Below are 13,238 nucleotides of genomic sequence, written 5' to 3' on the forward strand. Positions count from 1 at the left end.
GCCGCCGACTCGCCCAGCCGCCCGCCCAGCAGGCGGGCTCAGCGCGCGAAGCGCCGCAGCCGCAACGAGTTCAGCACCACGAACACGGAGCTGAACGCCATGGCCGCACCGGCCACCATCGGGTTCAGCAGTCCCAGGGCGGCCACCGGAATGGCCACCGTGTTGTACGCGAACGCCCAGAACAGGTTGGACTTGATGGTCGAGAGCGTCGCCCGGGAGAGCCGGATGGCCAAGGGGATGGCGGTGAGTTCGCTGCGGACCACCGTGATGTCCGCGGCCTGCATGGCCGCGTCCGTCCCGGAACCCATGGCGATCCCGAGGTCCGCCGTGGTCAGCGCGGGGGCGTCGTTGACGCCGTCCCCCGCCATGGCCACCACATGACCCCCCGAGCGCAGCGACTCGACGGCCTGCACCTTGCCGTCCGGGGTCACGTCCGCAACCACGTCCTCGGGGGCGATCCCCACCTGCGCGGCCACGGAGCGGGCCACGGCGGCGTTGTCGCCGGTGAGCAGGACGGGGCGCAGCCCCAGCTCCTTCAGCTCGGCGATGGCGGCAGGGGCCTCGTCCTTCACGGTGTCCCGCAGGTCGATGAACCCGGCCAGGCGGCCGTCCACGGCCACGAGGATGGTGGTGGAACCCCCGGCGCGGGCGTGCTCCAGGGCCTCGGTCTCCTCGGCGTTCAGCCGAACCCCGTTCTCGTGCAGCCAGGAAGAGCGGCCCACCACCACGAAACGGGCGTTCATTCCGTCCGGCACATAGCCCCGCACGCCGCCGCCCGGGGCGGACTCGAAGCGGGTCACCTGGTACCGGTGGGGTGTGGCCGCCGCAATGGCCTGGGCAATGGGGTGCTCCGAGTAGCGCTCCACGGCCGCGGCCAGGTCCAGCACCTGGTCCCGGGACCACGCGTTGAGCGGGGTCACGGTGCTCACGGCCATGTTCCCGTGGGTCACGGTGCCGGTCTTGTCCAGCACCACGGTGTCCACGGAGCGGGTGTCCTCCAGGACCTCCGCGGAGGTGATGAGGATGCCCAGCTGGGCGCCGCGCCCGGTGCCGGTCAGCATGGCCGTGGAGGTGGCAAGCCCCAGGGCGCACGGGCACGCGATGACCAGCACGGAGACGGCCGCCACGAAGGCGCGGTTGAGGTCGCCGGTCACCAGCAGCCACACCGCGAGGGTCACCAGCGCGATGCCCATGACCACGGGCACGAACACCGAGGAGATGCGGTCCGCGAGCCGCGCCACGGGTGCCTTGGTGGCCTGGGCGCGGGCCACGGTGCGGCCCATCGAGGCGAGTACGGTGTCCGCCCCCACGTGGGTGGCGCGGGCGAGCAGCCGCCCCGTGGTGTTCACGGTGGCGCCGGTCAGCTCGTCCCCCGGGCCCACCTCCACCGGCACGGACTCGCCGGTGAGCATGGAGGCGTCCACGGCGGAGCCACCCTCCAGGACCACGGCGTCCGTGGCGACCTTCTCGCCCGGGCGCACCACGAAGGTGTCCCCCACGGCGAGCTCCGAGACCGGCACGGTGTGCTCGGTGCCGTCCTCCGCCACCACGGTGGCCTGCTGCGCGCCCAGGTCCAGCAGTGCCTTGAGCGCCTCGCCGGAGCGGGACTTCGCGCGAGCCTCGAGCCAGCGGCCCAGCAGCAGGAACGTGGTCACGAGGGCCGCGGACTCGAAGTAGAGCTGGTGCCCGGACATGTCCATGCCCGCGCCGGGATGGGCGTGGGCGGTCATGCTCGGGTCCGCGACCAGGTGCCACAGGGAGAACAGGTACGCCGCGGCCACGCCGAGGGACACCAGGGTGTCCATGGTCGTGGACAGGTGCCGGGCGTTCACCGCGGTGGCGCGGTGGAACGGCCACGCCGCCCACGTGACCACGGGCAGCGCCAGCAGGGCGGCCACCCAGCCCCAGTGCGGGAACTGCGCCCCGGGCACCATGGACACCACGAACACGGGTGCGGAGAACGCGGCCGCCACCCAGAAGCGCTTCTTCAGGTCCGCCATGCGCCGCTGGGCCGGGGTGGTCTCGAGCGCCGGGTCCCGGTGCTCGTTCTGCTCCGCGCCGTCCTCGTGGCGGGCACCGTCCGTGGCGGGCGTTGCGGCGCGGTCCCGCGCATCGCCGGGCACGGCACCTGCTGAGGGCACGGCAGGGGAGGCGCCCGACGACGTCGTACCCGCTGTTCCTGCCCCGGGGTCGGAGTCTGCCCCGTCCTGGGGCTCGGACGCCGCCTGCTGCGCGCCGCCCGTGATGCGGGCCCCGTACCCGGCGCGCTGGACGGTGTCCACGATGTCCTGGTCGGAGACGTCCGCCGGAACCTGCACGGAGGCGGACTCCAGGGCCAGGTTCACGGCGGGCTCCACGTCGTCCAGCTTGCGGAGCTTGCGCTCGATCCGACCCACGCACGAGGCGCACGTCATGCCGGTGATCTCCAGCTCCAGCTCGCGCAGGGGGCCGTGGACCTCCGGGTCGAGGGTGGTGGTGGGTGCGGAGGGCTCACTCAACGGTGTACCCCGCTTCCGCCACGGCCGCGGAGATCTCCTCGGGGGACAGCTCGCGGGAGCTGGTGATGGTCACGGGGGACGTGCCGCCCGCGTTGAGCTCCACGTCCACGGCGGTCACGCCGGGGATCTCGGACAGCTCCTCCTGCACGGAGGACACGCAGTGGCCGCAGGTCATGCCGGAAACGTTCACGGTGGTGTTCATGGATTTCTCCTTCGGTCGTGGGTGGCCCGCAGGGCCCGGAGGCGCAGGCCTCTCGGCGCGGGGCGGGAAAGCAGGGGGCAGAACGAGCTGCAGATCGGGGTCAGCTCTTGACCAGGCGGGCGATGGTGGCGTTGGCCTCCGCGAGCTTGGCGTCCATCTCGGAGGTGTCCCCGGTGTCGTGGGCGTGCTCCACGGCGTGCTTGACGCAGTGGCCCAGGTGCTCCTCCATGAGCCCCAGGCTCACGGACTTCAGGGCGGACTGGATGGCGGAGATCTGCGTGAGGACGTCGATGCAGTAGGTGTCCTCGTCGATCATGCGCTGGATGCCGCGCACCTGGCCCTCGATGCGCTTGAGGCGCCGGGCGTAGGCGGCCTTGTCCTGCGCGTAGCCGCGGGAGGGGGTGTCCTGGGTGCTCATGGCATTCATTCTATACCCCTAGGGGGTATCTGTTCAACGTGATGCCGGACACCAGGTGCGCAGAGAGGGTGGTGCGGCCGGGCGGCGTCGTGCGAGCGGCCTGCGGAGGTGGGGAAGGTCAGGAGGTGGTGCGCAGCACGGTGCTCATGGTGCGCTGCAGGGCGTGGGCCATCTCCTCGGCGCCCACCCCGGAGGCGGGGGAGTCCGCGGCCTGCTGCCGCAGCACTGTCATGAGCCCGCCGGCCACGAAGTAGGTGCGCATCCACTGGTCGGGGTCGAGGGCGTCCAGCTCGGCGTCGTAGGCGGCACGCGCCACGCGCTCGGCGAGCCACAGCTCCACGATGGGACGCACGCGCGAGGCGAGCTGACGGTTGCCCACCGTGGCCAGGTTCCCCATGCCGTGGGTGTGCACGAAGGCGATCAGCCGTTCCAGGGGCTTCTCGATCCCGGAGCCCTCGAAGCCCTCGAACTCGCGCGCCGTGCGGGAGAGCTCCTGGCGCACGATGTCCGCGTAGACGTCGTCGAGCCCCGAGTAGTGCTGGTAGAAGGTGGGGCGGGAGATCGAGGCCTTCTTGCACAGCTGGGAGATGGTGATGCTCCGGGCGTCCTGGGCCTCCAGCAGCTCGAGTGCGGCGGTGCGAACGGCGGAGAGGGTGTGGGCCACGCGCACGTCCAGGGGGGCGCACCGGGGGGAGTGCTGCGGGGGGTCGGCGGCCGTGACGTCCATGAACCCAGGATAGCAGTTGCGAACGGTTATCTTACATTTGACAGGGATGTTTACAGGTGTAATGTAAGCGCTCGTGTCTTCACCTCAACCACCCGGAGCCGGCGCCAGGATCTCCACCGGGATGATCCTCGTGGCCATGCTCTTCCCCGTGTTCATGGCGTTCGCCTATCCCGCCTCCTACGTCTCGGCCATGCACCAGCCCGTGCCGCACCACATGGAGGTGGAGGTCATCGGCACCTCCGACTCCACGCAGCAGCTGGCCTGCCAGGTGGCCGCCCAGGGCGGTGACGCACTGGACGTCAGCACCGTGGCGGACGCGCCCACCGCCCGCGAGGACGTGATGGACCGCGAGACCCGCGCGGCCTTCGACCCCTCGGACGGCAAGCTCTACGTGGCCACCGCCGGCGGTCGCCAGGCCAAGGCCGCGGCGCAGTCCGTGTTCCAGCAGGTGGCGCAGCAGGTCGGTGTGCCGCTGGCCGTGCAGGACCTGAAGAAGCCCGCTCCCAAGGACACCCTGGGGATCGCGTACATGTACGTCATGACGGCGTGCGTGACCGCCGGGTACGTGACCTCCACGATGCTCGGCAACCTGGGCAAGGGGATGCGCCTGCGCTCCCGGCTGGGGCTGATCGGAATGCTCTCGGTGGTCGCCGCGGTGCTCACGGTGGGCGTCACGTGGGGCTTCTACGGTGTCTACGACGCGCACCTGGTCACCGCGGGTCTCGTGGCCATGGCCGCCTACTTCACGGCCGCCGTCTTCCAGCTGGGGGTGGGCGGGCTCCTGGGCCAGGCCGCCACGATCGTGGGCATCACCGTGTTCGTGATCCTGGGCATCCCCGCCTCGGGGATCGCCACCAGCCCGGACATGATGCCCGGGTTCTTCCAGGTCACCCACCGCATGATGCCCACCGGGGCCATCGGCGAGCTGCTGCAGCGCGTCATCTACTTCGACGGCCACGGCGTGGGGCCCTGGATCCTCCTGCTGGCCACCTGGCTCATGCTCGGTGCGGGCCTGCTGTGGCTCGGGTCGCTGCGCTCGCCGCACCCCGGGGAGGACCGCGGTGTGATCGCGGACCAGGTGGACCACGCCCGCAAGCACCCGGACGAGCCCCTCCTCACCGCCTACGACTCCCACGATTCGGACGACGACGACGCCGCACGGCCTGCTCGCGGGCGTCACCGGGCCCAGGAAGTGAAGCACGCATGAGCGACCAGAACCCCACCCGGTCCGTCGATCCGGCGGACACGGTTTCAGCCGCGCGGGACGCGGGTGCCGAGGGCTCCACGGCCGTGCCGGACTCCGAGCGCCCGCTGGAGGACGGTTTCATCAACCGCATGGCCCAGATGCCCCCGGCCTCGGCCATCGGCGCGATGCAGAACCCCGCGGCTCCGCCCCGGCGCACCGTGGACGCCAAGCTCACGCAGAAGCGCATGATCACGGTGGGCATGCTGCTGCCGCTGTTCATGATGCTCGTGATGCCCATGCTCATGGTGGGCACCACCGTGGACGTCACGCCCCGGGACATGAAGGTGGCTGTGATCGGCACCGGGGCGCAGGCCTCGGACCTGGCCCGGCAGCTCACGGACAGCTCCGCCGGGGACTTCGACGCCCACCGGGTGGACACCGTGGACGACGGCAGGAACGAGGTGCGGACCCACGACGCCCGCGCGGCCTTCGACCCCGCCACCGGGACCCTCTACACGGCGGGTGCCAACGGCCGTCAGGTGAACGCCGCGGTGACCCAGCTGTTTACACCTGTGGCGCAGAAGGGGCAGAAGCAGCTGCACACGGAGGACGTCGCGGCGGTGGTGGACGGGGATCCCAACGGGACCACGATCACCTACCTGGCCCTCGGTGCCATCCTGGGCGGGTTCATGACCGGAGTGGTCAGCAGCCTCATGCCCACCGGCACCAAGCTGCGCGTGCTGCTGTGGTTCCTCATGCCCGCCGTGGTGGCCACCGGCATGGTGGTCTACGGGTGGGCCGTGTTCGGGATGTTCAGCGGCAGCGCATTCGTGCCGTGGTGCATGCTCTACCTGCTGTGCCTGTCCTGCGTCACCGTGACCACGGGACTCATGCTGGTGCTGGGTCCGGTGGCCATGCCGTTGTGCATCTTCCTCATGCCGCTGCTGGGGCTCAGCGCCTCCGGGCTGACCGCGCCGCTGGACATGGTGGGCGGGTTCTACGGCTGGGTCCACGAGTGGCTCTACGCGCCCCAGGGCGTGGCCGCCATCCGGGACGCCATCTACTTCCAGGACGTCTCCCTCGCGGCCCCGGTGTGGATCATGAGTGCGTGGATCGCCGGGGGCATCGCCCTGGCCGTGCTGGGCACCCTGCGGCAGAAGCGCCGCCACCTCTTCGCCATCCTGAGCGAACGGGAAGAGGCGAGCACCGCGGCGGCGGCAGCGGCGGCGTCGGTGTGAGTTCCCCCCGGGCCCGGTGGCACGTCAGCCGCGGGCGGGCGCCTGCGTTCCGGTGGGCGAGGCGGGTGAGGGGACGTCCGGTGTGCAGGGCCCACGATCCGGCAGGGGCAGCTTCTCAGCGGTTTCTACGCGGCGCGCTGGGCGGCCGGTCCTCGTCCTCCGGCCTCGGCGACGTCTCCGTATCCGTATCCGGGGCGCAGGGCCGCTTCCAACTCGGGAGGTTCTCGGATTCCTCCTCGGGCGGGTGGAGCCGGTCCCATTCCGCCTTCGCGGTGAGGGCCTCATCGATCCGGCCGTTCTCGGAGGCGCGCCCGGACCAGCTGCTCAGCGCGAAGGATCCCACGACTGCAGCACCTGCCAGCAGCAGGTGGTGGTTGACGAACAGGGCAACCGCGCCGACGAAGCACGCCTTGCTCACAAGATCCAGCAGGATGGACTTTCCCTCACCTCTGCGCACTAGTGTCCTCCAGACGGGAACGTGAACGGTGACGTGATCGAGGTGCGCGTCAGCGGACGAGGGCGCGGGCGGCGTCGTCCGCCGGGGTGCTCACGCTGCGTCGACCGGGGCGGTGGTGAGGGTCGGCGCCGCGACCGCGTAGTCCAGGGTGGTGCGGGCGAAGGAGGTGCCCAGGATGATCTCCAGGCCGGGGATGAGCTCGGTGCTGATCTCGTCCTTGATGCGCTGGTTCTCGGGGCTGGGGGTGAAGGCGAGGGAGACCGTGAGATGCATGTCGTCCAGATCGCCCGTGATGGCGAAGTCAGCGGACGCCACCGACGGGTACACCTGAACACCCAGCGTGGCCGCGCGGGCCACGGAGGCCAGGGAGACATCCGGGGCGTACGTCGCCCCTGGGAGGTCCACGTCCTTGACGGGCACCGCCGTGGTTTCCGGTGCCGGATCAGGGGCGAGCAGCATGGGGGGCTCCGCTCTGCGTGAGCTCGGATAGTGAACTGCCGCGGATTGATGGGTCGACTAACAGTTGGTCAATCTACCTGAACCTGTGAGAACCCCTCGAGGCACCACCCCGCGGCGCGACGAGGGATCGGGATTATGACGACGGATGTCGAACGCCCCCGGCACTGCTGGTACGACGACTCCCAGGAGTCCGCGAGCGGCGTCGACGTGCTGAAGCTCCTGCGGCAGTACCGCGACGCCGAGACCACCATGCGCACCGGCGTGCGGGCGGACATGGACATGGGGGAGAAGGACATCCTGGCGCTGCGGCACCTGATCTCCGCGGAGGGCAGGGGTGCGGTGATGCGTCAGAAAGACATCGTCTCGTTGCTGGGCATCACCAACGCCTCCACGAGCATCCTGGTGGGTCGGCTCGTGCGGGACGGCTACGCCTAACGCGTGACCCATCCCGAGGACCGGCGCTTCGTGGTCGTGGTCCCCGCCGAGCACGGCAAGCACGAGGTGCGCACCACCCTGCGGGACATGCACGGGCGGATGGTGGCGGTGGTCAACGACATGTCCACCTCGGAGAGGGACGTGGTGGCCACCTTCCTGCGGCGGATGATCGACGGGGTGACCCAGCCCGCCGAGCCGACTCCCGGGCCCTGACGCGCGGACCGGCACTCCCGCCCGCTTTGTTAGTCTCCCCATCATGTCCGTCGCGAAACTGTCGGTGAGCCACCAGAACTACCTGAGGGCCATCTGGATCCTGGGGGAGTGGTCTGCGGAGCCCGTCACCACCTCCGCCGTGGCCCAGAAAGTGGGTCTGCGCCTGTCCACCGTCTCGGACGCGCTCAAGAAGCTCACGGAGCAGGGTCTGGTGGCGCACAGCCCGTACGGCGCCATCGAGCTCACCGAGCAGGGCCGGGCGCTCGCCGTGGAGATGGCGCGGCGGCACCGGCTGATCGAGACCTTCTTGGTGGAGATGCTCGGGTACCGCTGGGACCAGGTGCACGAAGAGGCCGAGCACCTGGAGCACGCTGTCTCGGACTTCATGGTCGACCGGCTGGACGACCTTCTGGGCCACCCCGACCGCGACCCCCACGGCGATCCGATCCCCGCCCGGGACGGCTCCATCGCCTCCCCGGACGCGGTCTCGCTCTCCACCGTTGCCGACGGCGCCCGCGTGCGTGTGGAGCGCATCTCCGACCGGGACTCGGAGCTGCTGCGCTTCTTCGCCGAGCACGGCATCGGGGTGGGCGTGCCCCTGGCGATCTACTCTGGCGGGCCCTACTCCGGTTCGGTCCAGGCCGTGCTGGACGACGGCGCCCGCAGCGTCGCCCTCGGACAGACCGCCACCGACGCCGTGTGGGTGTCGCTGGCGGGTGCGGGGTCCTGAACGGGGATGTAACAAATTCCCCCGGCTGTGGGTCCTATAAGCTTGGTTTGTAACATCTAGATGTTACAAACCAAGCAATCTGGAGGTGACCCGTGAGGACAGTGGACGCGATCACCACCATGGAGGAACTGGGCGCTTCCCAGTGGGGCCTGATCACCACGGCTCAGGCTGGTGCATACGAGATCTCACGGGTTGCTCTTGGCCGCCTCCGGGACGCCGGGGTCATCCACCCACTGCGCCGCGGCGTGTGGGCCCTGCCCTCGGCTGACCACGGCCCACTGCAGGAGCTGCGTGCCGCATGGTTGGCAACCGACTCGAAACGTCTTGCGGCAGACCGGCGTGGAGCGGATGTGGAGGTGGCGGTTTCACACGTTTCTGCCGCCGCGGCGCACTCCCTCGGGGACCTGATTCCCTCCCGTCATGAGTTCACGGTGGAAAAACGCCGTCAGACGACGCATGACGACGTGTTCTTCCACCGCGGCGAGCTGGCCGGGGACGTCAAGATCGTCGAGGGGTTGCCGGTGACGTCGATCCCCAGGACGGTGGGAGACCTGGCGGCCGCCAGCGTGGATTTCGACCATCTGGCCGACATCATCCGAGATGCGCTGAGCTCCCCTGGCGTTCGATGGCGTGATCTGGCGACACAGCTCGACCAGGTGGCTGGGCGTTATGGATACGACCAGGGTTCCGAACTGGTCGACAGCAGTGTGGAGCAGGCGGGGCTGCCCGAGGTGTTCGCGAACCTTGCGGAGTCGTCCAGCTCGTTCAGGATGCTGAGCCGCCAGTGGGTGACTGCGTTCAACCACGGCGTCCTGGACTCCATGCCCCAGGGCGCCCAGACTTCCGAGTTCATGGCCGACCTCGGCCGGGAGATGGGACGACTGATCGCGGAGGGCGCTGGTTTCCGAGCACTCGTACCGTCAACGAGCCCGCAGACTCGGAACCTCGTCGAGAAAAGTTCTGAGCACGGCTGCTCGTCGGCGGACAAATCTGACGGGGATTGTCGTCTCGAGGATCAGGGGAGCGGGGCATGAAACCACGAGGACGCCCAGCGACGCCTCAAGCTGAACGCGCTTCGGTGTCATCCAAACTGCGTACCGAGGCACAGAGGCGAGGGGTCTCCGCGGCTGATCTCCGGAAGCAGTTCTCCTTCGCACTGCTCTTCCGTCACTTGTTCGAGGAGGACACGGGCCGGTGGATGGTGCTCGGAGGCAATGCCCTGCTCCTCCGGACGGGAGGAGGGCGTTTCACTCAAGACGTCGATCTCGCTCGCGATCAGGAATGGGAAAGCCCGGAAGCGTTGCAGGCTGAGCTCTCGGAGACTGTCACTCGGAATGTCACAGATCCCTACAGGATCACCGTGATCCGGGTTCAGGACCACGACCGCAGGGACGTCCACGGATACGGCACGAAAACTGCAAAGGCGTACCTCGCGGTGCACGTGGGAGGGCTGGAGTTCGACCGTTTCACGATCGACATCACTCAGCGTCGTCACGTTCAGTGGCCGGTCCAGTACGTCACTCCTCAGCCCGTGATCGAGCACAAGGTCTTGAATGAGCTGCCACCCATTCCGGTGGTCCCGGTCGAGAACCACATGGCGGACAAGGTCTGCGCCATGTACGAACGACATGCCGGGCCCCACCCATTTTCTACGCGCTACCGAGATCTTGCAGATCTCGTGCGGATGGTGAGTGATCTCAGCATTGACGAGGAGCGGCTTGCCGCCATGCTGCGCCATGAAGCGCATCGCCGTCGGATGGCTGAACTCCCCCGGGAACTCGTCCCGCCCCATGAATTGTGGGTCAAGGAGTACCCTCGCGCCGCCCGTGCCTTCTCCGGATTCCCGGAACAGCTTCGTCCCCTGGAGGCTTCCCTCCACTGCGCAGGACGCTGTCTGAACCCCATCCTGTCAGGGGCACAGACGAGCGGCACGTGGGACCCTTCTGCGCGGCAGTGGCGCCAAGAGTGAGGGCCTCCCCCGGACACACTTGATGCCCGTTTCGTTGCACCGACAGCACAGCAAAGGGTTACACCGCGATCCTGACGCCGCTGACCGCCAAGGCGCCCTACCCCACCAGCGCCCGCCGGCGTCGTCGTGCCGCGAGCCTGCCACCCAGTACCCCGTGTGTGGGGCTGAGCAGGTACGCCAGCGCGAAAACCGCCGCGTGCACCAGCACCACCAGCCCGCCGGGGGAGGCGTTGAGCCAGTAGCTGAGGTAGATGCCCACCACGGAGGAGGCGGTGGAGGCGGCGGGCGCGATCACGAGCATGGCCCCGAAGCGGTCCGTGAGCAGGTGCGCGGTGGCGCCCGGAATGATGAGCATGGCGACCACCAGCACCACCCCCACCACCTGCAGGGCGGCCACCGAGGTCACCGCGAGCAGGCCCAGCAGCAGCGCGCCCAGCAGCTTGGGGGAGAGTCCGATCGCGTGGGCGTGCAGGGGGTCGAATGCGTAGAGGGTCAGGTCCCGCCGCTTGAGCACCATGATGCTCAGCGCCACCAGGGACAGCGCGACGATCTGCACCTGCTCCGCCCCGGAGATGCCCAGCACGTTGCCGAAGATGATGTGCGTGAGGTTCGTCTGGCTGGGCGTCACGGAGATCAGCACGAGCCCCAGGGCGAACAGCGCGGTGAACACGATCCCGATGGACGCGTCCTCCTTGATCCTGCTGGTCCCGCGCAGCCCGCCGATGAGCACCACCGCGAGCACACCCGCCACCAGCGCCCCCACGGTGAACGGGATCCCCAGGATGTAGGCGAGCACCACGCCGGGCAGCACCGCGTGGGACACCGCGTCCCCCATGAGCGACCACCCCACGAGCACCAGCCAGCACGAGAGCACCGAGCACACCGCCGCGGCCGCCACGGTGGTCACGAGCGCGCGCGCCATGAAGTCGTACTGCAGCGGCTGGGTGAGCAGGTCCAGCAGGCTCATGCGGGAGCTCCGTTCTCGGGGGTGGTCGACGACGCCCCGGGGTCGGGTCCGGCGCCCGGGGGAGCGACGTCGTCCGCCCGGGTCCGTGCCATCACGTCCAGGCCGAAGGTGCGCACCAGGTGCTCGGGCGCCAGCCCCTGGGCCACGGGTCCGTGGAACAGCACCGCGCGCCGCAGCAGCACCACGTGCCGGGCGAGGTCCGGGAGGGCCTGGAGGTCGTGCGTGGCGACCACCACCGCGCAGCCCTGGTCGGCGAGCTCGTGCAGCAGCCGCACGATCGTCGCCTCGCTGCGCTTGTCCACCCCGGCGAAGGGCTCGTCCAGGAGCATGATCCGCGCGCCCTGGGCAATGGCACGCGCCACGAACACGCGCTTGCGCTGCCCGCCGGAGAGCTGCCCGATCTGCCGCCCCGCGAGCCCCGTGAGGTCCACGCGCTCGAGCGCCTCGGCCACGGCGGCCCGGTCCGCGGCGCGGGCCCGCCGGGTGGGGCCCATGCGCCCGTAGCGTCCCGTGGTGACCACGTCCCGCACGGACAGCGGGAACGTCCAGTCCACGTCCTCGCTCTGCGGCACGTACCCCACCAGCCCGCGCGCCCGGGCCGCGCGCGGCTCCATGCCCTGCAGCCGCACCTCGCCCGCGGTGAGCGCCACCGTGCCCGTGAGCGCTTTGAGCAGCGTGGACTTCCCGGAGCCGTTCATCCCCACCAGCCCGGTCACGTGCCCGGGCTCGATCTCCAGGTCCACCCCGTCCAGCGCGCACACGCTGCCGTAGTCGACGACGACGCCGCGCGCCCGGATCGCCGCCGTCACCGCGCCTTCCCGGACAGGCCCCGGGAGATGGTGTCCGCGTCGTGGCGCAGCAGGTCCAGGTAGGTGGGCACCGGGCCGTCCTTCTCGGAGAGGGAGTCCACGTAGAGCGTGCCGCCGTAGCGGGCGCCGGTGGCCTCCGCGACCTGGCGCATGGGCTTGTCCGAGACGGTGGACTCGCAGAACACGGCGGGCACGTGGTGCTGGTCCACGAACTCGATGGCCGAGCTGACCTGCTGCGGGGTCGCCTCCTGCTCGGCGTTCACGGGCCAGATGTACTTCTCCGTCAGGCCGGCGTCCCGGGCCAGGTAGGAGAAGGCGCCCTCGCACGTGACGAGCGAGCGGTGGTTGCGGGGCAGTGCATCCAGCTCCTTCCTGAGCCCGTCCCCGATCTCACGCAGCTGCGCCTTGTACTTCTCCCCGTTGTCCCGGAACTGCTGGGTGTGCTCAGGGTCCAGCTCGCTCAGCGCCGTGACGATGTTGTCCACGTAGCGCTGGGCGTTGGCGGGGCTCATCCACGCGTGCGGGTTGGGCTTGCCGGGGGCGCCCGAGATGTCCATGACCTCCACCCCCTCCGAGACCACCTTGTGGGGGATGTTCGCGGAGGAGGTGAACTGCTCGAGCCACTGCTCCAGGTGCAGGCCGTTGTCCAGGACCAGCTGCGCCTGGGAGGCCTTGGTGACGTCCTGCGGGGTGGGCTCGTAGTCGTGGATCTCCGCGCCCGGTTTGGTGATGGACTCCACGTTCACGTGGTCCCCGGCCACCACGGAGGCTATGTCCTGCAGCACCGTGAACGTGGTCAGGACGGTGGGCTTGCCCGAGTCCGCGTTCTGGAGGGGGTTGGGCCCGCACCCCGTCAGGGCGAGCACCCCCACCGCCGCCACAGCCGCTGCCCGCCATCCCCGTGCACGTCCCGCCACGACCACTCCTACG

Annotated in this window: 16 protein-coding genes; 7 read left to right on the plus strand and 9 right to left on the minus strand. The window is 69.8% G+C overall.

Features of this window, described 5'->3' with window-relative positions; all coding sequences use genetic code 11:
• Positions 1-38: 38 nt before the first annotated feature.
• The 4 genes from EAE32_RS01905 to EAE32_RS01920 form a co-directional block, all read right to left on the minus strand.
• Entirely contained in the window at positions 39-2,498 is a 2,460-nt protein-coding gene (locus EAE32_RS01905) for a heavy metal translocating P-type ATPase (RefSeq protein ID WP_121864005.1), read from the minus strand.
• Positions 2,491-2,700, minus strand: coding sequence for a heavy-metal-associated domain-containing protein (locus tag EAE32_RS01910; protein ID WP_121846733.1), 210 nt, complete (start codon positions 2,698-2,700; stop codon positions 2,491-2,493). Before EAE32_RS01910 ends, EAE32_RS01905 begins: the two co-directional genes overlap by 8 nt.
• A 100-nt stretch (positions 2,701-2,800) precedes the next feature.
• Positions 2,801-3,127 (minus strand): metal-sensitive transcriptional regulator, encoded by a 327-nt coding sequence (locus EAE32_RS01915; RefSeq protein ID WP_121864006.1) that lies wholly within the window; start codon positions 3,125-3,127, stop codon positions 2,801-2,803.
• Between the two features lie 109 nt (positions 3,128-3,236).
• Positions 3,237-3,845, minus strand: coding sequence for a TetR/AcrR family transcriptional regulator (locus tag EAE32_RS01920; protein WP_121864007.1), 609 nt, complete (start codon positions 3,843-3,845; stop codon positions 3,237-3,239).
• Positions 3,846-3,918: 73 nt separating this feature from the next.
• Here EAE32_RS01920 and EAE32_RS01925 point away from each other — a divergent pair, with 73 nt between their 5' ends.
• The gene (locus EAE32_RS01925; RefSeq protein ID WP_124035150.1) at positions 3,919-5,052 is read left to right on the plus strand and encodes an ABC transporter permease; all 1,134 of its coding nucleotides are present in this window, start codon (positions 3,919-3,921) and stop codon (positions 5,050-5,052) included.
• Entirely contained in the window at positions 5,049-6,269 is a 1,221-nt protein-coding gene (locus EAE32_RS01930; RefSeq protein ID WP_121864009.1) for an ABC transporter permease, read from the plus strand. Before EAE32_RS01925 ends, EAE32_RS01930 begins: the two co-directional genes overlap by 4 nt.
• A 115-nt stretch (positions 6,270-6,384) precedes the next feature.
• Here the strand turns inward: EAE32_RS01930 and EAE32_RS01935 are convergent, their stop codons facing one another.
• Positions 6,385-6,687: a hypothetical protein gene (locus EAE32_RS01935; RefSeq protein WP_124035151.1), complete on the minus strand. Its 303-nt coding sequence runs from the start codon at positions 6,685-6,687 to the stop codon at positions 6,385-6,387.
• Between the two features lie 129 nt (positions 6,688-6,816).
• Complete coding sequence (locus EAE32_RS01940; RefSeq protein ID WP_121864010.1) at positions 6,817-7,185, minus strand: hypothetical protein; 369 nt, start codon at positions 7,183-7,185, stop codon at positions 6,817-6,819.
• A gap of 135 nt (positions 7,186-7,320) precedes the next feature.
• Between EAE32_RS01940 and EAE32_RS11925 the strand changes: the two genes are divergently transcribed.
• From EAE32_RS11925 to EAE32_RS01960, 5 genes are all read left to right on the plus strand, one after another.
• Positions 7,321-7,620, plus strand: a complete 300-nt coding sequence (locus EAE32_RS11925; RefSeq protein ID WP_243635536.1) for a hypothetical protein — start codon at positions 7,321-7,323, stop codon at positions 7,618-7,620.
• A 3-nt stretch (positions 7,621-7,623) separates the two neighbouring features.
• Complete coding sequence (locus EAE32_RS11930) at positions 7,624-7,833, plus strand: hypothetical protein (RefSeq protein WP_243635537.1); 210 nt, start codon at positions 7,624-7,626, stop codon at positions 7,831-7,833.
• Positions 7,834-7,876: 43 nt separating this feature from the next.
• Positions 7,877-8,563: a metal-dependent transcriptional regulator gene (locus tag EAE32_RS01950; RefSeq protein ID WP_121864011.1), complete on the plus strand. Its 687-nt coding sequence runs from the start codon at positions 7,877-7,879 to the stop codon at positions 8,561-8,563.
• Between the two features lie 101 nt (positions 8,564-8,664).
• Positions 8,665-9,597 carry a type IV toxin-antitoxin system AbiEi family antitoxin domain-containing protein gene (locus EAE32_RS01955; RefSeq protein WP_207803844.1) on the plus strand — a complete coding sequence of 311 codons (933 nt, stop codon included), beginning with the start codon at positions 8,665-8,667 and terminating at the stop codon, positions 9,595-9,597.
• A gap of 44 nt (positions 9,598-9,641) precedes the next feature.
• Positions 9,642-10,532: a nucleotidyl transferase AbiEii/AbiGii toxin family protein gene (locus EAE32_RS01960; protein ID WP_165860435.1), complete on the plus strand. Its 891-nt coding sequence runs from the start codon at positions 9,642-9,644 to the stop codon at positions 10,530-10,532.
• A gap of 97 nt (positions 10,533-10,629) precedes the next feature.
• Here the strand turns inward: EAE32_RS01960 and EAE32_RS01965 are convergent, their stop codons facing one another.
• Genes EAE32_RS01965 through EAE32_RS01975 form a run of 3 tightly spaced genes read right to left on the minus strand, consistent with a single transcriptional unit; the run spans position 10,630 to position 13,225 of the window.
• On the minus strand, positions 10,630-11,499 hold the full coding sequence (locus EAE32_RS01965) for a metal ABC transporter permease (RefSeq protein ID WP_121864014.1): 870 nt from the start codon (positions 11,497-11,499) through the stop codon (positions 10,630-10,632).
• Positions 11,496-12,308, minus strand: a complete 813-nt coding sequence (locus EAE32_RS01970) for a metal ABC transporter ATP-binding protein (RefSeq protein ID WP_121864015.1) — start codon at positions 12,306-12,308, stop codon at positions 11,496-11,498. The genes EAE32_RS01965 and EAE32_RS01970 overlap by 4 nt, the downstream gene beginning before the upstream one ends.
• Positions 12,305-13,225 carry a metal ABC transporter substrate-binding protein gene (locus tag EAE32_RS01975; RefSeq protein WP_121864016.1) on the minus strand — a complete coding sequence of 307 codons (921 nt, stop codon included), beginning with the start codon at positions 13,223-13,225 and terminating at the stop codon, positions 12,305-12,307. Before EAE32_RS01975 ends, EAE32_RS01970 begins: the two co-directional genes overlap by 4 nt.
• Positions 13,226-13,238 lie beyond the last annotated feature (13 nt).

Source organism: Kocuria tytonicola (genome assembly GCF_003687175.1).
In the GTDB taxonomy this organism is placed as follows: domain Bacteria; phylum Actinomycetota; class Actinomycetes; order Actinomycetales; family Micrococcaceae; genus Kocuria; species Kocuria tytonicola.

Excerpts from the sequence above, each read along its gene's own strand:
- EAE32_RS01910 (WP_121846733.1), bottom strand. The coding sequence starts at position 2,700 with ATGAACACCACCGTGAACGTTTCCGGCATGACCTGCGGCCACTGCGTG.
- EAE32_RS01920 (WP_121864007.1), bottom strand. The coding sequence starts at position 3,845 with ATGGACGTCACGGCCGCCGACCCCCCGCAGCACTCCCCCCGGTGCGCC.
- EAE32_RS01915 (WP_121864006.1), bottom strand. The coding sequence starts at position 3,127 with ATGAATGCCATGAGCACCCAGGACACCCCCTCCCGCGGCTACGCGCAG.
- EAE32_RS01965 (WP_121864014.1), bottom strand. The coding sequence starts at position 11,499 with ATGAGCCTGCTGGACCTGCTCACCCAGCCGCTGCAGTACGACTTCATG.
- EAE32_RS01940 (WP_121864010.1), bottom strand. The coding sequence starts at position 7,185 with ATGCTGCTCGCCCCTGATCCGGCACCGGAAACCACGGCGGTGCCCGTC.
- EAE32_RS01950 (WP_121864011.1), top strand. The coding sequence starts at position 7,877 with ATGTCCGTCGCGAAACTGTCGGTGAGCCACCAGAACTACCTGAGGGCC.
- EAE32_RS01930 (WP_121864009.1), top strand. The coding sequence starts at position 5,049 with ATGAGCGACCAGAACCCCACCCGGTCCGTCGATCCGGCGGACACGGTT.
- EAE32_RS11925 (WP_243635536.1), top strand. The coding sequence starts at position 7,321 with ATGACGACGGATGTCGAACGCCCCCGGCACTGCTGGTACGACGACTCC.